The 24,225-nt window shown below is 49.5% G+C and carries 20 protein-coding genes; 10 read left to right on the top strand and 10 right to left on the bottom strand.

Annotated features, from left to right (window positions below; translation table 11 throughout):
• Window positions 1-458, top strand: a 458-nt coding sequence (locus tag RN22_RS13480; protein WP_046305036.1) for a methyl-accepting chemotaxis protein, incomplete at its 5' end; no start/stop codon positions are given.
• 59 nt (window positions 459-517) lie between these two features.
• Here the strand turns inward: RN22_RS13480 and RN22_RS13475 are convergent.
• The 6 genes from RN22_RS13475 to ampD all read right to left on the bottom strand — a co-directional run bounded on the left by RN22_RS13475 (window position 518) and on the right by ampD (window position 10,476).
• Window positions 518-2,161, bottom strand: coding sequence for a methyl-accepting chemotaxis protein (locus RN22_RS13475; RefSeq protein ID WP_046305034.1), 1,644 nt, complete (start codon window positions 2,159-2,161; stop codon window positions 518-520).
• A gap of 375 nt (window positions 2,162-2,536) precedes the next feature.
• Entirely contained in the window at window positions 2,537-3,967 is a 1,431-nt protein-coding gene (gene lpdA / locus RN22_RS13470) for a dihydrolipoyl dehydrogenase (protein WP_002537408.1), read from the bottom strand.
• A gap of 209 nt (window positions 3,968-4,176) precedes the next feature.
• A complete protein-coding gene (aceF, locus tag RN22_RS13465) occupies window positions 4,177-6,072 on the bottom strand; it encodes a pyruvate dehydrogenase complex dihydrolipoyllysine-residue acetyltransferase (RefSeq protein WP_046305032.1) in 1,896 nt (631 codons plus the stop codon).
• A gap of 14 nt (window positions 6,073-6,086) precedes the next feature.
• Window positions 6,087-8,753: a pyruvate dehydrogenase (acetyl-transferring), homodimeric type gene (aceE, locus tag RN22_RS13460; RefSeq protein ID WP_046305030.1), complete on the bottom strand. Its 2,667-nt coding sequence runs from the start codon at window positions 8,751-8,753 to the stop codon at window positions 6,087-6,089.
• A gap of 96 nt (window positions 8,754-8,849) precedes the next feature.
• Window positions 8,850-9,623, bottom strand: a complete 774-nt coding sequence (pdhR, locus tag RN22_RS13455; RefSeq protein WP_002537403.1) for a pyruvate dehydrogenase complex transcriptional repressor PdhR — start codon at window positions 9,621-9,623, stop codon at window positions 8,850-8,852.
• Between the two features lie 310 nt (window positions 9,624-9,933).
• Window positions 9,934-10,476 carry a 1,6-anhydro-N-acetylmuramyl-L-alanine amidase AmpD gene (ampD, locus tag RN22_RS13450; protein ID WP_039849752.1) on the bottom strand — a complete coding sequence of 181 codons (543 nt, stop codon included), beginning with the start codon at window positions 10,474-10,476 and terminating at the stop codon, window positions 9,934-9,936.
• Window positions 10,477-10,680: 204 nt separating this feature from the next.
• Here ampD and nadC point away from each other — a divergent pair, with 204 nt between their 5' ends.
• The 8 genes from nadC (at window position 10,681) to yacG (ending at window position 17,787) form a co-directional block, all read left to right on the top strand.
• The gene (gene nadC, locus RN22_RS13445; protein ID WP_046305027.1) at window positions 10,681-11,586 is read left to right on the top strand and encodes a carboxylating nicotinate-nucleotide diphosphorylase; all 906 of its coding nucleotides are present in this window, start codon (window positions 10,681-10,683) and stop codon (window positions 11,584-11,586) included.
• 222 nt (window positions 11,587-11,808) lie between these two features.
• Window positions 11,809-12,264: a type IV pilin protein gene (locus RN22_RS13440; protein WP_046305041.1), complete on the top strand. Its 456-nt coding sequence runs from the start codon at window positions 11,809-11,811 to the stop codon at window positions 12,262-12,264.
• Window positions 12,264-13,958: a type IV-A pilus assembly ATPase PilB gene (gene pilB / locus RN22_RS13435; protein ID WP_082111410.1), complete on the top strand. Its 1,695-nt coding sequence runs from the start codon at window positions 12,264-12,266 to the stop codon at window positions 13,956-13,958. The genes RN22_RS13440 and pilB overlap by 1 nt, the downstream gene beginning before the upstream one ends.
• An 11-nt stretch (window positions 13,959-13,969) precedes the next feature.
• Window positions 13,970-15,193, top strand: coding sequence for a type II secretion system F family protein (locus RN22_RS13430; RefSeq protein ID WP_046305025.1), 1,224 nt, complete (start codon window positions 13,970-13,972; stop codon window positions 15,191-15,193).
• A 156-nt stretch (window positions 15,194-15,349) separates the two neighbouring features.
• Complete coding sequence (locus tag RN22_RS13425; protein ID WP_046305023.1) at window positions 15,350-16,219, top strand: A24 family peptidase; 870 nt, start codon at window positions 15,350-15,352, stop codon at window positions 16,217-16,219.
• Window positions 16,220-16,222: 3 nt separating this feature from the next.
• The gene (gene coaE, locus RN22_RS13420) at window positions 16,223-16,822 is read left to right on the top strand and encodes a dephospho-CoA kinase (protein ID WP_046305021.1); all 600 of its coding nucleotides are present in this window, start codon (window positions 16,223-16,225) and stop codon (window positions 16,820-16,822) included.
• 12 nt (window positions 16,823-16,834) lie between these two features.
• Window positions 16,835-17,575: a cell division protein ZapD gene (gene zapD / locus RN22_RS13415; protein WP_046305019.1), complete on the top strand. Its 741-nt coding sequence runs from the start codon at window positions 16,835-16,837 to the stop codon at window positions 17,573-17,575.
• A gap of 14 nt (window positions 17,576-17,589) precedes the next feature.
• Entirely contained in the window at window positions 17,590-17,787 is a 198-nt protein-coding gene (yacG, locus tag RN22_RS13410; RefSeq protein WP_002537389.1) for a DNA gyrase inhibitor YacG, read from the top strand.
• Between the two features lie 62 nt (window positions 17,788-17,849).
• Here the strand turns inward: yacG and mutT are convergent, their stop codons facing one another.
• Together mutT and secA are read right to left on the bottom strand one after the other, a co-directional pair.
• Entirely contained in the window at window positions 17,850-18,254 is a 405-nt protein-coding gene (gene mutT / locus RN22_RS13405; RefSeq protein WP_046305017.1) for an 8-oxo-dGTP diphosphatase MutT, read from the bottom strand.
• A 60-nt stretch (window positions 18,255-18,314) separates the two neighbouring features.
• A complete protein-coding gene (gene secA / locus RN22_RS13400) occupies window positions 18,315-21,041 on the bottom strand; it encodes a preprotein translocase subunit SecA (protein ID WP_046305015.1) in 2,727 nt (908 codons plus the stop codon).
• Between the two features lie 429 nt (window positions 21,042-21,470).
• Here secA and RN22_RS13395 point away from each other — a divergent pair, with 429 nt between their 5' ends.
• Window positions 21,471-21,935, top strand: coding sequence for a DUF721 domain-containing protein (locus tag RN22_RS13395; protein ID WP_046305013.1), 465 nt, complete (start codon window positions 21,471-21,473; stop codon window positions 21,933-21,935).
• Between the two features lie 63 nt (window positions 21,936-21,998).
• On the opposite strand, the gene lpxC is transcribed toward RN22_RS13395, so the two are convergent.
• Both lpxC and ftsZ read right to left on the bottom strand, forming a co-directional pair.
• Window positions 21,999-22,916 carry a UDP-3-O-acyl-N-acetylglucosamine deacetylase gene (gene lpxC, locus RN22_RS13390; protein WP_039849731.1) on the bottom strand — a complete coding sequence of 306 codons (918 nt, stop codon included), beginning with the start codon at window positions 22,914-22,916 and terminating at the stop codon, window positions 21,999-22,001.
• Window positions 22,917-23,036: 120 nt separating this feature from the next.
• On the bottom strand, window positions 23,037-24,218 hold the full coding sequence (gene ftsZ, locus RN22_RS13385) for a cell division protein FtsZ (protein WP_002537380.1): 1,182 nt from the start codon (window positions 24,216-24,218) through the stop codon (window positions 23,037-23,039).
• Window positions 24,219-24,225 lie beyond the last annotated feature (7 nt).

Genomic DNA, 24,225 nt, shown 5'->3' with positions numbered 1-24,225 from the left:
TGAATGCAGCGATTGAAGCGGCACGCGCTGGCGAACAAGGACGTGGCTTTGCGGTTGTTGCGGATGAAGTGAGAAGCCTTGCCAGCCGCACTGCGGAATCCACCAATGAAATCCAGACCATGATCGATGATCTGCAGAAAGAAGCGCAATTTGCGGTTGAAGCGATGGAGAACAGTCAACAGCTGACTTTCCAAGGCGCGGATGCCTCACAGAATGCCTCTTCAGCGCTGATGCAAATCAACGAGCAAATCGTCCTGATTTCAGACATCAATACTCAGGTGGCGACAGCGACGGAAGAACAATCTACCGTTGTTGCAGACATCAATCGCAACATCGAAGACATTAACGAAACTACCCAGCAAACCGCAGATACTGCTGAGAACATGGCGCGTGCCAGCGATGAATTGCGCGAACTTTCGCATACACTCGATGAACTGGTAAAACGCTTTAAACTTTAAGCGTTGCCAACAAAAAGCAAAAAACGCCGCAATTGCGGCGTTTTTTTGTGCGTGAAAACTTAGACTCTGAAAGCGCCAACCACACTGTCGAGTTGTCGGCTTCTTTGCGCCAGATTCAGGCACACACCTTCCACTTCTTCCAGGTTATCGTGCACTTGCTTACCGTTTTCCACGATACCGTGAATGTTGCGGTTAATGTCTTCCGAGACTGTCTTTTGCTGAGAAGACGCTGCTGCAACCTGACTGTTCTGGTCATTGATGGTCACAATCATGGTGGATACCGCATCCAGGTATTCGGAGGTTTGCTGGATTTGAGAAACGGTCTTCTGACTCGCTTCGCTGCTCTCATCCATAGCTACCACGGCATTCTTGGTGCCTGTTTCAAGACGCTCAATCATTTCGCGGATCTCTTCCGTACTTTGCTGGGTCTTGTTCGCCAGCACACGCACTTCATCGGCAACAACGGCAAAACCTCTGCCCTGCTCTCCCGCACGTGCCGCTTCAATCGCTGCATTCAATGCCAGCAGGTTGGTTTGTTCCGCGATACCACGGATCACGTCGATGATTGACGCAATGCTGTCGACATCATTGTTCAAGGTACCAATGGTCGATTGTGACTGCTCAATACGCTCACGAAGAGACGCCATCGCGCTCACAGTGCTCGCAAGGCTATCCTGCGCTGCGCCCACTTCCTGCGTGGCAGTATGAGTCGCTTCTGCTGCTTCCGAAGCGTTTTCGCTGATCTGGAAGCTGCTGGCACTCATTTCCTGCACCGCAGCAGCGATCATGTCGCTTTCACGTTGCTGACTTTCTGTTTGCGTCACGCTGCTTCGCATCGCCGTTTCAATCTGCTCTGTTTGAGCACGGACATCATGAGAAGCATCAACAACCTGCTTAATACTGGTTTGTATCTTGCTGACAAATTCGTTAAATGCGTTGCCAAGTTGTCCAATCTCATCCTGCGATTGCACCGACAGTCGCTGAGTCAGGTCGCCGTCTCCTGAGGCAATATTTCTCAGTGCTTCCAACATTTCATTGATAGGTTTCATCAGCATTCGCGACAGCACTACACCGCCAACCAGAGCCAGAATAAGCGCAGCGAGCGTGCCACCAACAATCAAACGCTCAGCACTGATCGTGGACGCAGCAATCTCGCCGGATACGCGTTTGCTTGCTGATTCAATCGCTTTTTCAAGGATTTTTATGTCATTACGAAGGCTTGCGAAGTCACTTGAAAGCGCTTGGTGCTGTTGGGCATAGCGCGCTTTTACTGTTGAAGGATCACTGATGAGCAACTCAAGCTCATCTAGCCAACGCTCTGTATTCTGCGTTAGCCGATTGAGCACTGCCTGTAAGGAACGATCAACAATGCCCAAATCAATCAAAGATTGGAATGACTGCATCCGCTTTACTGCTAGCGGAGCATTTTCAAAAAATTCAAACTGTTGCGATTTAACGGTTTCTGGCGATACGCCTCGCGCCAGTAAGCCTTCTAAGCTTCCCATTGATTGGTAAAGATCTCGATAAGCATCTTCGATGTCAGTGAATGTGGGTTGAAGCTGCCCATTAAGCTCTTCGTTGAGCGTAATTTGCCTTTCAAATGTCTGATAGGACGCCACTAGGACGCCGGTAAAAATGGTACTGACAAACGCAAGCGGTATAAATAGCTTGGTCTTGAACGAGAGTTGGCTAAACGCAAACATGGGGACCTCAAACTGCAAAAACGGTTGATAGATATTGTTGATAAAGCAAAAAGTAGGGCTGACAGAAAAGCTGTATTGAACACAACTCTGTCAAAAAGGGGAGCCAAAAGGCTTACGCTAAATCAGACAAGCACACGATCAATGTCCGCAATATTATGCGTTTTTTCAATTATTCAGAAACATTATCAAACACTTCTTTGACCTAATCGAAATAAAAGTACACTGACCTTTTAAAAAGTTCAAGGCTGGTTCAAAAAGGACTAACATCAAGTTGTTACAGGTGCATAGTAATATCAACACAAAGCTTATGTTACTGTTCACTAAGAATAAAAAAAGCGCCTCCTAAGAGACGCTCTTCAATTCAAGAATCAGAAATTATTTTTTCTTCTTCACCGCTTTCGCGTTTGGCAGGTCAGTAATCGTACCTTCAAACACTTCCGCAGCCAGACCAACAGACTCGTGCAGAGTCGGGTGAGCGTGAATGGTCAGTGCGATGTCTTCAGCATCACAACCCATCTCGATAGCCAGACCGATTTCGCCCAGCAGTTCGCCGCCGTTGGTACCAACAATCGCACCACCGATAACACGGTGAGTGTCTTTGTCGAAGATCATCTTCGTCATACCGTCTGAGCAGTCAGACGCGATTGCACGGCCAGATGCAGCCCATGGGAAGGTAGCAACTTCGTAGTTGATGCCTTGTGCTTTCGCTTCTTTCTCAGTCAGACCAACCCAAGCCACTTCTGGCTCAGTGTACGCAATAGATGGAATCACTTTCGGGTCGAAGTAGTGCTTCTTACCAGCGATAACTTCAGCTGCTACGTGACCTTCATGAACACCTTTGTGAGCCAGCATTGGCTGACCTACGATGTCACCGATCGCGTAGATGTGCGGTACGTTAGTACGCATTTGCTTATCAACGTTGATGAAGCCACGCTCATCAACTTCAACGCCAGATTTCTCAGCGTCCAGCAGTTTACCGTTAGGTACACGGCCGATAGCAACCAGTACTGCATCGTAACGAGTCGGCTCAGCCGGTGCTTTCTTGCCTTCCATCGTTACATAGATGCCGTCTTCCTTCGCTTCAACCGCAGTCACTTTGGTTTCCAGCATCAGGTTGAACTTCTTGCTGATGCGCTTGGTGAAGACTTTAACGATGTCTTTATCTGCTGCTGGGATAACTTGGTCGAACATCTCAACCACGTCGATTTGAGAACCCAGCGAGTGATAAACAGTACCCATCTCCAGACCGATGATACCGCCACCCATAACCAGCATTTTCTCTGGAACTTCTTTCAGTTCCAGTGCATCGGTAGAGTCCCAGATACGTGGGTCTTCATGCGGGATAAATGGCAGTTCGATTGGGCGAGAACCCGCAGCGATGATTGCGTTGTCAAAATTAACAGTGGTCGCGCCATCTGCACCTTCAACCACTATGGTGTTAGGACCGGTAAACTTACCGTAGCCATTAACCACGTTCACTTTACGCATCTTAGCCATGCCGCCAAGACCGCCAGTCAGTTGGTTAACAACTTTCTCTTTCCATACGCGGATCTTGCTGATGTCTGTAGTTGGTTCACCAAATACAACGCCGTGGTCAGCCATCGCTTTTGCTTCTTCGATAACTTTCGCTACGTGCAGCAGTGCTTTCGATGGGATACAACCCACGTTCAGACACACACCACCCAGCGTGCTGTATTTTTCTACCAGAACGGTGTCCAGACCCAGGTCTGCACAGCGAAACGCCGCTGAATAACCTGCAGGACCCGAACCCAGTACGACGACTTGGGCTTTGATTTCTTTACTCATTCTGACCTCGTTGTAGTCTTATATCCCTGACTAAGAGTTTTATTATCTTGGACCATTTGTTTCACTGCGCGGTACATCTAGCCTCGCATTTGGCCTGACAGTTTACAGCCCTGTTAAAAAGCTGAAAAATAAAAACCTATAGCCTGTGAGCTGTACATCAAATCAGCGTTCGCCATATGCAGACAAACGCTGATCGGGGGAGTATTGCCTTACAGTACCAGACGGCGAATGTCTGACAGACACTCGTTCAGGTAAGTAATGAAACGTGCACCGTCTGCACCGTCGATAACGCGGTGATCATAAGATAGAGACAATGGCAGCTGCAGGCGAGGCGCAAATTCTTTGCCGTTCCATACAGGTTTCATTTCTGACTTAGACACACCCAGGATTGCAACTTCAGGTGCGTTCACGATTGGCGTGAATGCAGTACCACCGATGCCACCCAGGCTGGAAATAGTGAAACAGCCACCTTGCATGTCAGCTGCGGTCAGCTTGCCAGCACGTGCTTTCTTCGATACTTCCATCAGCTCAGAAGACAGCTCATAGATACCTTTCTTGTTCACATCTTTGAAGACTGGGACAACAAGGCCGTTTGGCGTGTCTACTGCGATACCAACGTTAACGAATTTCTTCAAGATCAGACTCTCACCGTCTTCAGACAGCGAAGAGTTGAACGTTGGGAATGCTTCTAGCGCTTTCGCAACAGCTTTCATGATGAACACCAGTGGGGTGATCTTCATGCCAGTGTCTTTCTTCGCTTCGATAGCATTTTGTTCTTTACGGAATGCTTCCAGCTCAGTGATATCAGCATTGTCCCACTGAGTCACATGAGGGATCATTACCCAGTTACGGTGCAGGTTCGCGCCAGAAATCTTCTTGATGCGAGACAGAGGTTGAACCTCAGTTTCACCGAACTTGCTGAAATCAACTTTCGGCCAAGGCAGAAGACCCAATGCTGCGCCATCACCTTTACCAGAAGCAGAAGCCGCCACACCAGATTCCAGACGCTTAAGCGCATCTTTCACATAGTTCTGAACGTCTTCTTTCAGGATACGGCTCTTACGACCAGTACCTTTCACTTTCGCCAGGTTAACGCCAAACTCACGAGCCAGACGACGAACAACTGGAGACGCGTGTGCGTACTCATTGTTTTCCTGGAAGTCACCAGCTGCTGCTGGCGTAGAAGCTACTGCAGGTGCCGCCGCAGGAGCCGCTGCAGGAGCAGATGTCGCTGGCGCTGCCGCCGCTGGTGCAGGTGCTGCACCAGCCACTTCAAAGACCATGATCAGCGAGCCAGTAGACACTTTGTCGCCTGCTGCTACTTTGATTTCTTTCAGTACACCTGCGAATGGTGCAGGAACTTCCATAGAAGCCTTGTCACCTTCAACAGTGATCAGTGACTGCTCTTCTTCGATACTGTCACCGATTGCTACCATGATTTCGGTCACTTCGACTTCGTCACCACCGATATCTGGAACGTGAACTTCTTTCACGCCGCCAGCGACTGGTGCTGCCGCAGGAGCTTCTGCTGCTGGAGCCGCTGCAACTGGTGCTGCTGCGCCTGAACCTGCAGTTTCGAAAACCATGATCAGTGAACCGGTAGACACTTTGTCACCCGCTGCTACTTTGATTTCTTTCAGAACACCAGCGAAAGGAGCTGGTACTTCCATTGATGCTTTGTCGCCTTCAACAGTGATCAGAGATTGCTCTTCTTCAATGCTGTCGCCAACCGCTACCATGATTTCAGTGACTTCTACTTCGTCGCCACCGATATCCGGTACGTGAACTTCTTTCAGTTCAGCCGCTGCTGCTGGAGCAGGTACCGCTGCTGGAGCGGCTTCTGCTGCAGGAGCAGGTGCAGCTTCAGCTGCACCTTCGGCTTCGAAAATCATGATCAAAGAGCCGGTAGAAACTTTGTCGCCTTCTGCGATTTTGATTTCTTTAACCACACCGGCCTGTGATGCAGGTACTTCCATCGACGCCTTGTCACCTTCAACGGTGATCAGCGACTGATCTTCTTCAACTTTGTCACCAACGCTAACGAGGATCTCAGTAACTTCAACCTCATCGGCACCGATGTCTGGTACGTTAATTTCGATTGCCATTTGATATATGCCTCTTACGCGTACAGTGGGTTCACTTTCTGAGTGTCGATACCGAACTTCTCAATGGCTTCAACAACCACTGATTTCTCGATGTCACCACGCTTCGCCAGTTCAGTCAGCGCAGCAACGACTACGTAGCCAGCGTTAACTTCGAAGTGACGACGCAGGTTCTCACGGCTGTCTGAACGACCGAAGCCGTCAGTACCCAGCACGCGGTAAGACTCAGCAGGAATGAACGCACGAACTTGGTCCGCGTAGTTCTTCATGTAGTCAGTCGCAACGATAGCAGGCTCAGTACCCATCACTTGTGCAATGTATGGGACTTGCGCGTCTGCCATTGGGTTCAGCATGTTCTGACGATCACACGCCTGGCCATCACGTGCCAGTTCGTTGAAAGACGTCACGCTGAATACGTCAGATGCGATGCCGTAATCTTTGCTCAGGATGTCAGCCGCTGCACGTACTTCGTTCAGGATGGTACCTGAGCCCATCAGCTGAACTTTCGCTTTGTCACCCGCATAAGCTTCCAGCTTGTAGATACCCTTACGGATACCTTCTTCAGCGCCTTCTGGCATTGCTGGCTGCGCGTAGTTTTCGTTCATCAGCGTCAGGTAGTAGAACACGTTCTCTTGCTCTGGACCGTACATGCGACGGATACCGTCTTGCATGATCACTGCAACTTCGTAAGCGAAAGTTGGGTCGTAAGAAATACAGTTAGGAACCGTACCCGCCATGATGTGTGAGTGACCATCTTCGTGCTGAAGACCTTCACCGTTCAGCGTTGTACGACCTGCAGTTGCACCCAGCAGGAAGCCACGTGCTTGTTGGTCGCCAGCCATCCACGCCATGTCGCCAACACGTTGGAAGCCGAACATTGAGTAGTAGATGTAGAACGGGATCATTGGCAGATCGTTGGTGCTGTATGACGTTGCCGCAGCAACCCATGAAGACATTGCACCCAGTTCGTTGATACCTTCTTGCAGTACCTGACCTGACGTTGCTTCTTTGTAGTAAGAAACGATGTCGCGGTCTTGTGGGGTGTAGTTCTGGCCGTGCGGGTTGTAGATACCGATTTGACGGAACAGACCTTCCATACCAAAGGTACGCGCTTCGTCCGCAATAATTGGAACGATGTTCTTGCCCACGCCTTTGTCTTTCAGCAGCACGTTCAGTGCACGTACGAAAGCCATGGTGGTAGAAATGTCACGCTTTTGCTCTTCCAGCAGAGGTTGGAACGCGTCCAGCTGTGGCAGAGTCAATTCTTCAGTGAAGTTAGGCAGACGCTTAGGCGTGTAACCTTTCAGCGCTTGACGACGAGCGTGCAGGTACTGGTGCTCCGCTGAACCTTCTTCCAGTTTCAGGTAAGGCAGTGCAGCAACGTCTTCGTCAGACAGCAGATCTTGCAGACCCAGGCGGTCACGCAGGTGCAGAACATGGGTCATATCCATTTTCTTAACCTGGTGCGCAATGTTCTTACCTTCAGCCGCTTCACCCATGCCGTAACCTTTAACGGTCTTAGCCAGGATTACTGTTGGGCGGTCTGAAGTTTCTTGTGCGCTCTTGAATGCAGCGTACAGCTTCGACGGCTCGTGACCACCACGCTTCAGCGCGAAGATCTCTTCGTCAGTCATGTCAGCAACCAGTGCTGCAGTCTCTGGGTATTTGCCGAAGAAGTGTTTACGAACGTAAGCACCGTCTTTTGCTTTGAACGTCTGGTAGTCACCGTCAACGGTTTCATTCATCAGTTGCAGCAGTTTACCGGTGGTGTCTTTCGCCAGCAGTTTGTCCCAACCGCTACCCCAAACAACCTTAACCACGTTCCAGCCAGCACCTTTGAACAGACCTTCCAGTTCTTGGATGATCTTGCCGTTACCCATTACTGGGCCGTCCAGACGCTGCAGGTTACAGTTGATCAGGAAGCACAGGTTATCCAGCTTCTCACGAGCTGCGAAAGAAATCGCGCCGCGTGATTCTGGCTCATCCATCTCACCATCACCCAGGAATGCGTATACGCGCTGGTTGGTAGTGTCTTTCAGACCACGACCGTTCAGGTACTTCAGGAAACGAGCTTGGTAGATAGCAGAGATTGGACCCAGACCCATAGATACAGTTGGGAACTGCCAGAACTCAGGCATCAGTTTAGGGTGTGGGTAAGAAGAGATACCTTTACCGTCTACTTCCTGACGGAAGTTATCCAGTTGCTCTTCAGTCAGACGACCTTCAACGAATGCACGCGAGTAGATACCCGGTGAAATATGACCTTGGTAGTAAACCAGATCACCACCGTCCACCTCGTTAGGTGCGCGGAAGAAATGGTTGAAACAGGTCTCGTAGAATGCAGCTGAAGATTGGAAAGACGCCATGTGGCCGCCCAGTTCCAGATCTTTCTTAGATGCGCGCAACACGATCATGATCGCGTTCCAACGAATGATAGAACGAATACGACGTTCCAGGTTTACATCACCCGGGTATGCAGGCTCTTTGTCTGCTGGGATGGTATTCACATAGTTGGTGGTGATGCCAGTTGGCATATCAACACCGTCAAGGCGCGCCTTTTCCATAACTTGCTCAAGCAGGAACTGGGCACGTTCTACACCTTCTTCACGAACGACTGATTCAAGAGCTGCTAGCCACTCTTGGGTCTCTAGTGCGTCCACGTCATTTTTCATGACTTCAGACATGGCGATCTATCCTTTCGTTGATTGACTCGTACAAAACTAATGTTGTCGCAGCTGAAAAAACGGTTCCTGACAACTCCTCAAAGCTGTCGGGATCCGCTATTCCAACTCGTCCTTGCGTTGCTGTATCCGGCGGAGAGAGCGTTCAATTCGACTCTCCTCACGGCCCAGATCCAGCAGGGTTTCCTCGATAAAGGCCAAATGTGCATGCGATGCCTGGCGGGCTTTTTCCGGCTCACCAGCGGTAATCGCCTGAACAATATTGGCTCTGTGCTTGGTTACCTTCGCGACGACATCTTCACGTCGGTTCAGTAACTCAAAGTTTTGCAAAATGTTTTGCTCCAGCAATGGCGCCAGACTGCGCATGATATGCAGCAGGACCACGTTATGTGATGCCTCGGTAACGGCAATCAGGTATTTCATAACGGCGGCGGCTTCAGCTTTTAAATCACCAAGCTGCTGGGCTTCGCGAATGCTGTCGTGGCATGCACACACTCGCTTTAAATCTTCATCAGTTCCACGTAACGCAGCGAAATAGGAGGAGATACCTTCCAGCGCATGACGGGATTCCAGCAAATCAAGCTGGCTTTCAGGGTGGTCAGCCAAAAGACCAATCAAAGGCTCTGAGAAACGCTGCCACAAGCGCTCACTCACAAAGGTGCCACCACCTTGTTTTCTATTAAGGAGTTTTTTGGCTTCTAATCGCTGAATTGCTTCTCGGACGGAGGGGCGGGAAACATCAAATTGTTTCGCCAACTCGCGCTCTGGCGGCAGTTTTTGCCCGGGCGAGAGGGTTCCTTCCAGAATTAGGCTTTCAAGCTCTTTCTCAATAACGTCAGATAGTTTGGGTTGACGAATCCGTTGTATAGCCATCGTTTTATTATTTATTTGGCGCCGGAGTTCCTGCGCGTCCTATCCCATTTCCTGGCCTTGTAAATTGGTAAGACCAATTACCAAACACATAAAAAGTTACCAGAATGCGGCTTTAGTGTCCACCGTAAACTTGATTTAAGTCATAGAAGTTACAATTAGATGTCGCGCATTTATTAATCAATGGAGATGTAATGGTCAGACCAATTATTTTGGTCACGGTTGGAATTCTGTGCGCTCAGTCTCAAAGTCGTTTCAGGTGGTGTAGCAAATCGTCAACACACCTTTACGCACATTCCCCCCACTTTTTGACCTAGAGGAGCGCTTTAAACTTCTTCCAATGAAATGCCTGACCGGGGTCGGTTTTTCTTCCTGGTGCAATGTTCTCATGGCCAGAAATACGCTCAGGAGTAATTGCGGGATAGTGCTTCATGATGGCGCGAGATATATCCGCTAATGAAACGTACTGCGCTTCTGTGTATGGCAAGTCATCTGTCCCTTCAAGCTCAATACCAATCGAAAAATCATTGCACTGCTCACGGCCTTCAAATGATGACACCCCAGCATGCCAAGCTCGTTGATTGAAAGGAACAAATTGCACCACCCTGCCATCACGTTTTATCAGGCAATGGGCTGAGACCTGAACATTGCGGATTTCATCAAAGAAGGGATGCGCTGTAGAGGTGAGTTTTCCCTGAAAGAAATCTTCGATATAGCTCCCACCAAATTCACCCGGCGGCAAGCTGATGTTATGTACCACCAGCAGCGAAATGTCTTCCTCGACCGGGCGCTCGTTAAAGTGAGGTGAAGGAACATAACTGGCACTATCCAACAAATGATTGGTGATGGTTAACATTGAAAACTCGCCAAAAACAGCAAACAAGAAACAGGTCTTTGACTATTTTAACTCGTCATCCGCCAAAACAGGCACAACTTTCTAACGAATCGACATACAGAGAACTCACCTCTTACCTCGCAAATTTCCCCTGCCGACGGTAAACTTGCATCCATCACTCAGGGCCAACCTGTATTAAACCGAACTCACTGTGATGGAACCACCATGTCCGATCTTTCAAATACTTCACGCGTCCACGATAGCCAAAGCCGTATCGCCTATCTCAAAACACACCTTGAAGAAGATGTGGTTCGCTGCGTTACCGATACCTTGAAAGAAGACTTGGGCGGTGAGATTAATGCGGACAATGATATTACAGCCAGCTTGATTGCTGCCGACACCCAAGGTGAAGCCACCATCATCACCCGTGAGGCTGGTGTATTTTGCGGCCGAGCATTCGCTGATGAAGTTTTCCGCCAGCTTGGCAGCACAGTCATTATCGACTGGAAAGTGGAAGACGGTGATAAGGTCGAGCCGAATCAGGTGCTTTGCGAACTGAAAGGCCCAGCCCGCACTCTGCTTACGGGCGAACGCAACGCGATGAACTTTATCCAGACACTCTCTGGCTGCGCAACAGAAACTGCCCGCTATGTAGCGAAAATTGCTGGTACGCAAACCCGCCTACTGGACACCCGTAAAACCATTCCAGGGCTTCGCAACGCGCTGAAATATGCCGTTTTCTGCGGCGGCGGCTTTAATCACCGCATCGGTGTTTACGATGCCTACCTGATTAAAGAAAACCACATCATTGCGTGCGGCGGTATTCAAGGTGCGGTAGAAACGGCTAAGAAGTTAAACCCAGGCAAGCCAGTTGAAGTGGAAACTGAATCGTTAGATGAGCTGCAGCAGGCGATTGATGCAGGAGCAGACATCGTGATGCTTGATAACTTCACCACCGAAATGATGCGCCAAGCTGTGGAGCTCAACAAAGGGAAAGTCGCGCTGGAGGTTTCCGGCAATGTTACCCTTAAAACCATCCGCGAGTATGCAGAAACAGGTGTGGACTACATTTCAGTCGGAGCACTGACCAAACATATTCGCGCCATGGATTTATCCATGCGCCTTAAGTAATCTATTAATATCAATAGATTAATTGATAGAAGCAGGCATAACGCCTGCTTTTTTATTTCGCGCTTCACATTAAAGTAATTGATTAACAGGTCAATTACAGAAAAGACAATCCACCACTCGAAACCCGAATTTTATCTGCTGTTTTCCCCTCTCCATCCGCCGTATCTTGGAACCACTTTAAGCGCACAGTTGCGTATATAAATTCATCGGAGAGTAATGGACATGAAAAAGCAAAAGGGTTTTAGCTTAATTGAGCTTCTGATTGTGGTTGGGATTATTGGTGCACTGACGGCGATTGCTGTGCCAGCTTACTCAGAATATAAACGTCAATCAGATGTAGCAGCTGCCGTAGCCTCAGTAAAAACCTTACTAACAAAAGCAGAAGAGCATTTATCTGATAAAGGTTCGAACACCCTTCAGACTTTCATCACAGCCAGTGCCGCGGACGGAGGCCTCGGTCAGACTGGAGGAACTTATTCTGTTGGCGAACTTGGTAACATTACCTCACCTACGGATTCCAATACTTTAGTATTCACGATGGGCGCGAATGTTTCATTTCCTGGTAAGAAAATCACTTACACGCGCAGCGATGTGATTTGGAGTTGCTCAATGGAAGCAGACATTTCCGGTGTAGAAGTTAAAGGTTGTAACGCAACCGCTGCAACGCCGGGTAGTTAATGAAATCTAACCTTGCTGTCGCCCTGCGCCGAGATGAATTCCTTTCCTCGGCGCAAGAACAAGAAGTCACAGCAAAAATCAAAGCCGAAGGTGTGAGCACACCTTCGGCTTTGCTCGCTTTAAAAATCCTATCCAGTGAAGAGCTGGCGAAAGCCGTCTCTGAGGTTTTTGGTGAGCCTCTGCAGGACATCAAACACTATCCTTGGGAAGCCACCAACACGACACTGAACCAAAAAGATTTGGTGCTCTCTTCCCAATGCCTCCCTTTAGAAATTCGCAACCAGCAACTGCTTTTAGGGGTTAGCGACCCCACCCGCATTGATATTCAGGACGATTTCCAGTTTTCCACGGGCCATTCCGTTAATCCCGTACTCTTGGAACATGCCCAAATTGAAGGGGCGATTCGACGGCTTTATGGTAAGAATGTCACGGAGAGAATTCGAACCAACAGTGTGACAGACTCTGAGTTAGAGGCGCTGAGTAACAGCATGGATGACATTGCTGAGAACGAAGATCTGTTTTCTGACGATGCCCCCGTCAGCCGTTACATTCAACAAGTCCTGATGGATGCTGTCCGTAAACAAGCTTCTGATATCCATTTCGAACCTTTCGAGCAAAGCTACCAAATCCGTTTCCGTTTGGACGGTATTTTACAAACCCACAGCACGCCACCTGTGGGGATCTCGCGCCGTCTTTCGACACGGTTAAAAATCATCGCCAAGCTGAACATCGCTGAACGCCGTCTTCCACAAGACGGACGGATTAAGCTGAACCTTTCGGAAGAGAAATCCATCGATATGCGGGTCTCTACTCTGCCAACGCTTTGGGGCGAAAAGGTGGTACTGCGGATCTTGGATGGTGGCAGTGTCGCACTGGATATCGACTCCCTCGGTTATAACGCCCAGCAAAAACAAGATTATTTAAATGCGCTGAATCGCCCACAAGGGATGATCTTGATGACAGGTCCTACAGGGAGCGGAAAAACCGTTTCTTTGTATACCGGCCTGAAGTATCTCAATACCGCTGATCGAAATATCTCCACCGCAGAAGACCCGGTTGAAATCAACCTGCCCGGGATCAATCAGGTCAACATCAATAACGATATCGGGTTGGACTTTACCAAGGCATTGCGCGCCTTTCTCCGTCAGGATCCTGATGTGGTGATGGTCGGCGAGATACGTGATTTAGAAACCGCTGAAATTGGTATCAAAGCGGCACAAACCGGTCACCTGGTGCTATCGACTTTGCACACCAACTCTGCCGCAGAAAGTGTCACCCGTTTGGCAAACATGGGCGTTGCTGCCTACAACCTGGCCGCTTCACTCACCTTGATTATCGCCCAGCGCTTGGGCCGTCGTCTTTGTCCACATTGTAAAGTGCCGCATGATGATGATGACCATCACCTCACGGCATTGACTCAACACTATCCTTCGCTCAAACCTGAGCTTGTTTATCAAGCCTCACCGGAAGGGTGCGATCACTGCAACCATGGCTATTTGGGGCGTGTGGGTATTTATGAAGTCATGCCAGTTAGCAGAGATTTGGCAGAAGCCATCGGTAACGGCGCGTCAGCTTCCCGCATTGAAACCCTTGCCATGGGCAATGGCATGTTAACGCTGCAATTATCTGGAATCGAAAAACTCAATGAAGGCATCACCAGCCTTGCAGAACTGCAACGCGTGATCAGTCTGTAAAAGGAAATATCATGGCCACCAGTCCCAATAAACTTTTCTCTTATCAGTGGCGCGGCGTCACCTCCAAAGGCGCCAAAGTAAAAGGTCAAACGCTGGCATTTTCAGAGCAAGAAGCCAGACAAGCCCTTCAGGAACAACACATCCGCTTGGAGAAAATCAAAAAGCGTTCGCCGTCCTCCTGGGTTCGTCGCAGAAACTCGGCGACGGCGAAAGATATCACCCTGTTTTCGCGCCAAATGGCAACCATGCTGGAAGCGGGTGTGCCACTGGGAGAAACGCTGAGACTGCTAAAAGCCAGCGCGAAGAAAGCGGAAATGAAGCTGATCATCAGCCAGATTTACAGCCACATTGAAGCGGGCTCCTCACTGGCGCAATCGATGAAAGCGAGCTCACCTCTTTTTGACCAGTTTTACTGCGATTTGGTTGCCACCGGTGAACAAACCGGTCGATTGGAGCAAATCTTTGCGCGTATTTGTGTCTATCGTGAAAAGAGCGAGGAAACGAGGGCGAAGGTGGTGAAAGCCATGATCTATCCTTCGATAGTCTGCGTTATCGCGATAGCCGTGACCATCGGCATGCTGATCTTCGTCATCCCAACTTTCAAAGATGTGTTTTCTTCATTCGGGGCAGAACTACCTTGGTTTACCCAAAAGGTGTTAAACGTGTCAGATGGGATTCGGGACTACGGGCTTTATATGCTGGTTGCGCTCATTCTGGCTGTTGCAGCCTTTAAGGGCTGCGTGAATAAAAGCTACAGTTTCCGCCTTAAAGTCAGCAAGTTATCACTGCATATTCCTGTGATTGGGGATGTATTGACCAAAGCCACCATTTCTCGTTTTACCCGTACGTTGGCGACCACGTTTAGTGCGGGTATTCCTCTCCTCAATGGGTTATCTGCCGCAGGGAAAACCGCCAATAACAGCCACTTTAAAAAAGTCATTGAGGAAGTACATAAGCAAACGTCTGGTGGCCGCCCACTTCACCGCTCCATCAAGGAAACCGGAGAGTTCCCAGACATGATGATCCAGATGGTAATGATCGGGGAAGAGTCTGGTGCGCTCGATGACATGCTGAACAAGGTTGCCGGCATCTATGAAGCCGACGTGGATAACACGGTCGACAATCTCGGTAAGATTCTGGAGCCGATGATCATTGTCACTTTGGGCCTGCTTATCGGCTCACTGGTGGTAGCGATGTATCTTCCGATGTTCAACCTGATGAGTGTAATGGGCTAGGCTTCCGACCCTTCTCTGTTTTGTGCCGCTAACTGCTTCATTTCACATGGAGCGAAGCGGCACAAGTCGTTATCATACCCAGTGTCTGTTGACCTTTGATGATGGTCAACCACCAAAGGTCAACAGACCCTACCACCGTTTACACAGGATTGATTGATGGACTGGCTTTTTGACTCTCCGGGTCTTTATGTTTTTCTCGCCTCGCTGTTTGGCCTGATCGTGGGCAGTTTTCTCAATGTGGTGATTTACCGCTTTCCAAAAATGATGGAAAGCCAGTGGCGACAGGAGTGCCATGAGTGCTTTCCTGATGACATGCCAGCACCAAAAGACAGCGATGTCTTTAACCTGAGCTTGCCACGCTCTCACTGCCCATCTTGCCAAGCGCCAGTTCGCGCTATCGACAATATTCCTGTGTTGAGCTGGCTGATCCTTGGCGGTAAATGCCGCTCGTGCAAAACTAAAATCAGCGTTCGCTATCCTCTCATCGAAATCCTGACAGCAGTCCTCTCAGGTTTTGTGGCGTTCACCTTGACTGGGTATTGGTCATTAGCAGTCATTGGCGCGACTTTCACACTTGTCGCCCTTTGCTTTATCGACCTCGACACCATGCTGCTGCCAGATCAAATGACACTTCCTCTGATGTGGGCAGGTCTTTTGCTCGCGCTTGTTGGCGTTTCTCCGGTGTCGCTGCAAGATTCAGTTATCGGTGCAATGGCGGGTTATCTCTCCCTTTGGACTGTATTCCAACTGTTTAAGATCCTGACAGGCAAAGAAGGAATGGGATATGGTGATTTTAAACTCTTAGCGGCTCTTGGCGCTTGGCTTGGCTGGCAAGCGCTGCCGATGGTGGTGCTGATGGCCTCGTTTGTCGGTGCGATTGGCGGCATCATTATGATGCGTGTCAAAGGCACCGGAAAAGAAACACCTTTCTCATTTGGCCCGTATCTCGCGATTGCGGGGTGGATCAGTTTGCTATGGGGCAATAAGATCATCGACTGGTACTTAACTTCTTATCTGGGTTACTGATTCATGGCATACGTGGTAGGCGTTACAGGCGGCATTGGCAGTGGAAAAACCACGGTTGCCAACCTGTTCGCGGAAAAAGGCATTGAAGTGATTGATGCCGATGTGATTGCCAGACAAGTGGTCGAGCCTGGCTCTGAGGGATTAAAAGCTATTGCGGAAAAATTCGGTGCTTCCATGCTCAATGACGACGGCACGCTGAACCGCGGCGCGCTGCGCGAGCATGTTTTCTCTCATCCAGAAGACAAGGAATGGCTCAATGGTCTGTTGCATCCCAAAATCAGACAAGAGATGATTACCCAAACCGCTCAGGCCACGTCACCATATTGCCTGCTGGTCATTCCCCTTTTAGTGGAAAACGGTCTTCAATCGCTTTGCCAGCGTGTGCTGGTTGTCGATGTCAGCGAAGCCACGCAGGTGACCCGGACTACCCAACGGGACCAAGTGCCAGAAGAGCAGGTCAAAAATATTCTCGCCGCGCAGGCTACTCGTCAACAGCGACTCGAAGCCGCTGACGATATCATCTTTAATGAAAATGACAGCAAACCGCTGTCAGAACAGATTGAAACACTGCACCACCAGTATCTCGCTCTGGTGGCGCAATAAACGGGAAGCAAGATGAGCAGTGACACCCTTTACGAGCATCCCCTGACTGAGCAGGTTCGTGTATACCTGCGTCTTGAGTATCTTCTCGATCAAATCAACCAATCTTCCACACTGACTGATGACGGTCAGTGGCGCGTCTTTTTTCGCAGCCTGTTCGACTTGGTTGAGATTCTTGAGCAGGTACAGGTGAAGGGCGACCTTGCCAAGGATTTAGAAAAACAACGTGCCAAGCTCGAAACCTGGCTCGATGTGCCAAATGTCGATACTGAACAGTTAAAAGCGCTATTGCTTGAAAGCCGCCAGATCCAACAAGCATTGCTGCAGGGTTCGCGCCTTGGCCAGAAGCTTCGTGAAGATAAGTTTCTGTCATCTATCCGCCAGCGCTTTTCGATACCAGGTGGTACCTGCAGTTTTGATTTGCCGTCTCTGCACCACTGGCTGAATCTGCCGTTGGCACACAAGCAGTCTAATGCTGAGCAATGGAAGCAGACTCTGGCTCCGCTCGAAGACGCGCTAAGCTTCTGGCTGCGTCTGACCCGCGGTAGTGCTGGCCTTCAGCCTTGCACAGTGGTGAATGGGTTTTATCAGCAGGATGTGGAAGGTGCAAGCTTGCTGCGCATTCAGCTCTCTACCGAATACAATGCCTTCCCGCTGGTATCCGGTCACAAGTCGCGTTTTGCTATCCGTTTTATGCCATTTGATGAGAGTCAGCCTGTCCCAGACATGATGGCTTTATCTCTGGCAGTTTGTTAATTAATGAGGTTTTTGTGAGTCAAGAAAAGCCAACCATCGTCAATTGCCCACAATGTGGCATTCCTGTGGTTTGGGGCGATGTCAGCCCATTTCGTCCATTTTGTAGCAAGAAATGCCAACTGATTGATCTTGGCGAATGGGCCGATGAAGAGAAGCGTATTGCCGGTGCACCGGATATGTCTGACAGTGACGGCTGGTCAGAAGATAACTAAAGATCAGGTTTCTAGGGTCCTAGGTCCTAGGTCCTAGGAGCCCATTTTCCACACTGAAACATTCAACCCAGTATCTCGCGGATTTTATCCAGCACAGGATCATTCGCTTCGGGGAAGGTGTAGTTTGCTAGCTCGCTGATAGCCACCCACTCCCCTGGCTGCCCTTCTTTACCAAAAGGTTTACCTTCGAATTCTCTGACAAGAAAGAAATCGAAAGCCAACGCTTTATCAGGGTAGTCATGCGCCAGTGAAATAAACGGCTCAACAGTTTTGGCAGTAATCCCCACCTCTTCTTCAAGCTCTCGCTTCACTGCTTCTAGGGCTGATTCACCGTCTTCGACTTTACCACCGGCAAATTCCCAAAAGCCGCCTTTGTGTGCCTTAGCTGGACGCTGGGTGATGAAAATCGCATTGGCTTCAGGGTTCAAAATGATCCCTGCAGCGATATGAAGTCGTTTCTTTTCCATTTAATTATCTCACTTCCATAAAAAAGGCCGCTGAGCGGCCTTTTCTTTAAGCACCTCAGCTTAGTCAATCTTGCCGTGGCACTGCTTGAACTTCTTGCCGGAACCACAAGGGCAAGGCTCGTTACGACCTACTTTACGGCCATCACGAACCACAGTTTCTGACGAAGCGCTTTGTGATTCACCATCAGCCAATTGGTTTTCCGCTTCGGCATGGTTCATTTGCTGGCGACGTGCTGCAGCTTCTGCCTGCGCTCGGCGCTGCTCTTCCATACGATCCACTTCTTCTGGCTGCTGAACGCGTACTTTACTAAGAGTCATGATCACATCTGATTTCAGTGACTCAAGCAGGCCTTCAAACAGTTCAAACGATTCGCGCTTGTATTCCTGTTTCGGGTTCTTCTGCGCATAACCACGCAGGTGGATACCCTGACGCAGGTGGTCCATTGCCGCCAGATGCTCTTTCCAAAGCGTATCCAGCGTTTGCAGCATCACCGCTTTTTCAAAGTTACGCAGGGTTTCTGGACCTACTGCCGCTTCTTTCGATTTGTAGACATCAACGATGTTATTCAGGATCTGCTCACGCAGTTGCTCTTCATACAACTTGTCGTCGTTGTCCAACCACTGCTGCAGAGGAAGTTCAACGTCGAAGTCAGCTTTCAAGCGACCTTCAAGTCCTGCGATATCCCACATCTCTTCCAGAGATTGTGGCGGGATGTACTGATCAATCACCGCATTGACGATGTCTTCACGGTTTTGCTCAATCATTTCGCTGATGTCGGTATTTTCCATCAGCTCATCACGTAGCTCGTAAACCACCTTACGCTGGTCGTTAGCGACGTCATCGAATTCCAGCAGTTGCTTACGAATATCGAAGTTACGGCCTTCGACTTTGCGCTGGGCATTTTCAATCGCCTTGTTCACCCATGGGTGCTCAATCGCTTCGCCTTCTTCCATACCCAGCTTCTTCATCATGTTCGACACACGTTCAGAAGCAAAGATACGCATCAGTGAATCTTCCATCGACAGGTAGAAACGGCTTGAGCCTGGGTCACCCTGACGACCAGAACGACCACGTAGCTGGTTATCGATACGGCGTGATTCGTGACGCTCGGTACCAATGATGTGAAGGCCACCCGCTGCTTTCACTGCGTCATGACGCTCACGCCACTTCGCTTTGATGTCGTCAATTTGTTGCTCTGATGGGTTTTCCAGCTTAGCAACTTCAGTCTGCCAGCTACCACCCAACACGATATCAGTACCACGACCCGCCATGTTGGTGGCGATGGTCACTGCACCCGGCGCACCCGCTTCAGCAACGATGTCAGCTTCTGATGCGTGGAATTTTGCGTTCAGTACTGAGTGTTTAACACCCGCTTTCTTCAGTGCATTCGAAAGCAGCTCTGATTTTTCAATCGACACCGTACCCACCAGTGAAGGCTGGCCCTTCTCGCTGCGTTCTTTGATATCTTCGATGATCGCGTTGAATTTCTCGCGTTCAGTCATGTAAACCTGATCCGCCATATCATCACGGACCATTGGTTTGTTGGTTGGAATAACCACGGTATCCAGACCATAAATTGACTGGAATTCGAACGCTTCGGTATCTGCGGTACCTGTCATACCTGACAGACGATCGTAGAGACGGAAGAAGTTCTGGAAAGTGATCGATGCCAGCGTCTGGTTTTCATTCTGGATCTTCACGCCTTCTTTGGCTTCAACAGCCTGGTGTAGACCTTCAGACCAACGACGGCCAGGCATAGTACGGCCTGTGTGTTCGTCAACGATGATGACTTCATCGTCTTTCACGATGTAATCAACGTCTTTCTCAAACAGTACATGTGCACGCAATGCGGCATTGATGTGGTGAAGCAAAGTGATATTGGCTGGAGAGTACAGAGTGTCGTGCTCTTCCATCAGGCCATTTTTCTTCAGCAGCTCTTCAACAAACTCCTGACCGGTTTCTGTCAGGTGAGCTTGCTTGCCTTTTTCGTCAACAGTGAAGTGGCCGTCACCACGGTACTCTTCGCTGTCTTCTTTGTCCTGACGAACCAGCTGTGGGATCAGCGCGTTGATACGGGTGTACATATCAGAGCTGTCTTCTGCAGGGCCAGAAATAATAAGAGGAGTACGCGCTTCATCGATAAGGATGGAGTCAACTTCATCCACTACTGCAAAGTAGCGGGAGCGCTGAACGCGGTCTTCTGCACGGAATGCCATGTTGTCGCGAAGGTAATCGAAACCAAACTCGTTGTTCGTTCCGTAAAGAATGTCTGCAAGGTAGGCTTGCTTTTTCTCTTGCGGATGCATGTTCGGCACGTTCACGCCAACTGTCATATCCAGGAATTCAAACAGCGGACGGTTGGTTTCGGCATCACGCTTCGCCAGATAGTCATTCACTGTGACGATGTGAACGCCTTTGCCCGTCAGGGCGTGCAGATAAGCTGGCAGGGTAGCCGTAAGGGTTTTACCTTCACCGGTACGCATCTCTGCGATTTGGCCATTGTTCAGTACCATGCCGCCAATCATCTGAACGTCGAAGTGACGCATGCCGTAAACACGCTTAGACGCTTCACGCACGGTAGCAAAGGCTTCCGGCAGAATAGCGTCCAGTGATTCACCTTGCTCGATACGTTGGCGATATTCAGCAGTTTTGGCTTTCAGCTCTTCATCGCTGAGCGCTTCAAATTGCGGTTCAAGGTTATTGATTTCATTTACAACTTTGCGAAGGCGACGCAGTGTGCGGTCATTGCGGCTTCCGATTACTTTGGTAATTAGTTTCGATAACATGGCTTTGCCGTTTCTCTCATTTTGTCGCTTTAGCGTATTGGCCAAAGCCTGGATCCAGTGCGGCAGAGAACAATCAGCATATCCCTCTGCCAAAATTCTTTCGGAAGAATTAACGATGCGTTATAGCGTTGATCTGGTGCCTTTGGAGTCAGATTTCAAGGCCTGAGAATCAGTTAATCACGCTAAGGTACTTCAAGGCTGATTATAATAAGGCATATCTATCGCTCATCCCACCTGTAATGCGGGTTCATCGACTTTCGTTGACAAAAATTAGAACCCGTTCATTGACTAGAACCTTTTTAGTGCAGTTTATGTTCAGTTATGGTGCAAAGTTATTACTCCATATCAAGGTTTATGCAGCGATGACATGGAGAGAACAGCCAGGAATTGATACTCTTTAACTAAGCCAATTTGGGATAACAGACATCAATGCGAGACCATCGACCACAAGCAGCCCAAGAGCTGCTGGAAAACTCATTGACCGGACAGGTGCGTCAGCGAGCCATGGCACTTTCCCAGCTTAATGAGCAGGTTCAGGCTTTGCTTCCTGCCCAGTCGGCAAAACAATGCCGCGTGGCGAATTACCGTGATGGTATTTTGATTCTGGAATGCGGCTCTTCTTCATGGGCTACTAGGCTCAACTATGACAGACATACCCTGATGTCAGCGCTTCGACGAGACACTCTCCCGTCTCTAATGACGATTGAGATTAAGGTAAACCCTGCGCTGGCTGTTGACCTTGTCAGAAAGGAAGAGACTAAAGAAGCGGAGAAAAAGTGGCGTAAACTGAGTCCAATGGCTGCAGAATATCTCAAGGCTATTGCGGAAAGCGCGCCAGATAAGGTCAAAAAGCGGCTTGAAGCTATCGCAGCGATGTCGAACCGAGAAGACTAATCACCTTCCCGCAGCCATAAAAAAACCGAAGCCAAGGCTTCGGTTTTTTCGTTGTTCTTTTGCTTACGCCAGAACCATACCTGGTTGTGCGAATGTCACTGGGAGCGTCTGCTCATCTTCAAATGTCGCCCATTCCCATGCTTCCTGATCAGCCAGTACTGCACGCAGCAACTGGTTATTCAGTGCATGGCCTGACTTATAAGCGCGCATTTCACCAATGATGTTGTGGCCGCACATGTACAGGTCACCAATGGCATCCAATACTTTGTGTTTCACCAACTCATTGTCAAAACGTAGGCCTTCTTCGTTCAGGATGCGGTAATCATCAAGGACGATTGCACAATCAAAGCTACCACCCAGGCACAGGTTGCGCGACTGGAGGTACTCGATATCACGCATGAAGCCAAAAGTACGTGCGCGGCTGATGTCTTTGATGAAAGACTGAGAAGAGAAGTCCAACACCAGATTTTGTTGTTCAGCTTCAATTGCCGGGTGATTGAAATCGATGGCGAAGTCGAGGCGGAAGCCGTCATACGGCAGCAGCTCTGCCCACTTGTCGCCGTCTTCGATGCGAACAGGTTTCTTAATGCGTACAAAACGTTTTGGCGCATTAAGTGTTTCAATACCCGCAGATTGCAGCAGATAAATGAACGGGCTAGCGCTGCCGTCCATGATTGGAATCTCTGGTGCATCTACTTCGATAATCACGTTATCGATACCCATACCAGCCAGAGCAGCATTAAGGTGCTCAACGGTAGAGATACGTACGCCATCATCATTAACCAGTGCAGTACACAGCATGGTGTCGCGTACAGACGCTGGATCCGCCGGAAAATCTACCGGTGGGTTCAGGTCAGTACGGCGATAAATCACGCCTGTGTTCGCTGCAGCCGGGCGCAGGATCAAGGTGACCTTACGGCCAGAGTGCAAACCAACTCCGGTCGTCTGAACAATAGTTTTTAATGTTCTTTGTCTAATCATCTGCCATTCCCAACTGAATACTTGTTTTTGCGCCCCAAATCACCCATTACAGTGTCACACTAGGGCAAAACGGGCAGCATGATACCATGCTGCTGTATACAAACCAAGCACTGCCTATTGTTAATCCGCTTGTTTACGTAAAAACGCAGGGATATCTAGGTAGTCTTGTTCCTGTTTCGGCTTCGGTGCAACGTTAGAAGTCTGTGGTTGAACAGACGGTTCTGCAGGACGTCCACCTTGCACAGGCGTTGCCGCCTTTGGTGTTTCTTGCAAAGGTTGTGCCTTATTTTCTACCGGTGCTGGTTTTTGCTGTGTGCCTGGCACCAAAGTGATGTCCGGCTTACGCTCGTTACCAATACCTGTAGCGACCACAGTCACACGAAGTTCGTCACTCATTTCTGGATCCATGGACGAACCGATAACCACAGTGGCGTTATCTGAGGCGAACGCTTTAACAGTGTTGCCCACAGTTTCAAATTCATCCAGTCGCATATCAAAACCTGCCGTAATGTTCACCAGAACACCACGTGCGCCTGCCAGATCAATATCTTCCAGCAGTGGGCTTGAAATTGCCATTTCAGCCGCTTCTTCTGCACGGTCTTCACCGGTTGCTACGCCGCTACCCATCATGGCATGACCCATTTCAGACATCACAGTGCGGACGTCCGCAAAGTCGACGTTGATAAGGCCAGGACGGGTGATCAGCTCTGCGATGCCCTGTACTGCGTTACGCAATACATCATTTGCTTTCGCAAACGCATCCAGCAAGGTGATACCGCGCCCCAAAACTTTCAGCAACTTCTCGTTAGGGATAGTGATCAGAGAATCGACGTGCTTGGAAAGCTCTTCGATACCCTGTTCTGCAAACGCCATACGCTTCTTACCTTCGAAGCTGAATGGCTTGGTCACTACCGCTACGGTCAGAATGCCCAGCTCTTTCGCTACCTCAGCAATCACAGGAGCTGCACCGGTACCAGTACCACCGCCCATGCCTGCTGCGATAAATACCATATCGGCACCTTCGAGCTCAGCTTTAATCGCTTCGCGATCTTCCATTGCAGATTCACGGCCTACCTGTGGGTTTGCACCCGCACCTAGACCTTTTGTGATATCGCCACCAATTTGGATAACGGTGCTTACCGCTGTCTTGCGCAGAGCCTGTGCATCAGTATTGACAGTGATGAACTCCACCCCTTCAATTGACTCACGCACCATGTGCTCGACTGCATTACCACCGCCGCCGCCAACACCAACGACTTTAATTACTGCATCGTTGGACATTTCCATCATCGGTTCAAACATGTGTTCT

The sequence above is a fragment of the Grimontia sp. AD028 genome, assembly GCF_000973155.1.
Taxonomy (GTDB): Bacteria; Pseudomonadota; Gammaproteobacteria; order Enterobacterales; family Vibrionaceae; genus Enterovibrio; species Enterovibrio indicus.
The sequence above is the reverse complement of the archived record's forward strand: the minus strand, read 5'-3'. Positions and strand labels throughout refer to the sequence as shown.

Coding starts and splice junctions, on each gene's coding strand:
- RN22_RS13475 (WP_046305034.1), bottom strand. CDS start 2,161: ATGTTTGCGTTTAGCCAACTCTCGTTCAAGACCAAGCTATTTATACCG.
- lpdA (WP_002537408.1), bottom strand. CDS start 3,967: ATGAGTAAAGAAATCAAAGCCCAAGTCGTCGTACTGGGTTCGGGTCCT.
- aceF (WP_046305032.1), bottom strand. CDS start 6,072: ATGGCAATCGAAATTAACGTACCAGACATCGGTGCCGATGAGGTTGAA.
- aceE (WP_046305030.1), bottom strand. CDS start 8,753: ATGTCTGAAGTCATGAAAAATGACGTGGACGCACTAGAGACCCAAGAG.
- pdhR (WP_002537403.1), bottom strand. CDS start 9,623: ATGGCTATACAACGGATTCGTCAACCCAAACTATCTGACGTTATTGAG.
- ampD (WP_039849752.1), bottom strand. CDS start 10,476: ATGTTAACCATCACCAATCATTTGTTGGATAGTGCCAGTTATGTTCCT.
- nadC (WP_046305027.1), top strand. CDS start 10,681: ATGTCCGATCTTTCAAATACTTCACGCGTCCACGATAGCCAAAGCCGT.
- RN22_RS13440 (WP_046305041.1), top strand. CDS start 11,809: ATGAAAAAGCAAAAGGGTTTTAGCTTAATTGAGCTTCTGATTGTGGTT.
- pilB (WP_082111410.1), top strand. CDS start 12,264: ATGAAATCTAACCTTGCTGTCGCCCTGCGCCGAGATGAATTCCTTTCC.
- RN22_RS13430 (WP_046305025.1), top strand. CDS start 13,970: ATGGCCACCAGTCCCAATAAACTTTTCTCTTATCAGTGGCGCGGCGTC.
- RN22_RS13425 (WP_046305023.1), top strand. CDS start 15,350: ATGGACTGGCTTTTTGACTCTCCGGGTCTTTATGTTTTTCTCGCCTCG.
- coaE (WP_046305021.1), top strand. CDS start 16,223: ATGGCATACGTGGTAGGCGTTACAGGCGGCATTGGCAGTGGAAAAACC.
- zapD (WP_046305019.1), top strand. CDS start 16,835: ATGAGCAGTGACACCCTTTACGAGCATCCCCTGACTGAGCAGGTTCGT.
- mutT (WP_046305017.1), bottom strand. CDS start 18,254: ATGGAAAAGAAACGACTTCATATCGCTGCAGGGATCATTTTGAACCCT.
- secA (WP_046305015.1), bottom strand. CDS start 21,041: ATGTTATCGAAACTAATTACCAAAGTAATCGGAAGCCGCAATGACCGC.
- RN22_RS13395 (WP_046305013.1), top strand. CDS start 21,471: ATGCGAGACCATCGACCACAAGCAGCCCAAGAGCTGCTGGAAAACTCA.
- lpxC (WP_039849731.1), bottom strand. CDS start 22,916: ATGATTAGACAAAGAACATTAAAAACTATTGTTCAGACGACCGGAGTT.
- ftsZ (WP_002537380.1), bottom strand. CDS start 24,218: ATGTTTGAACCGATGATGGAAATGTCCAACGATGCAGTAATTAAAGTC.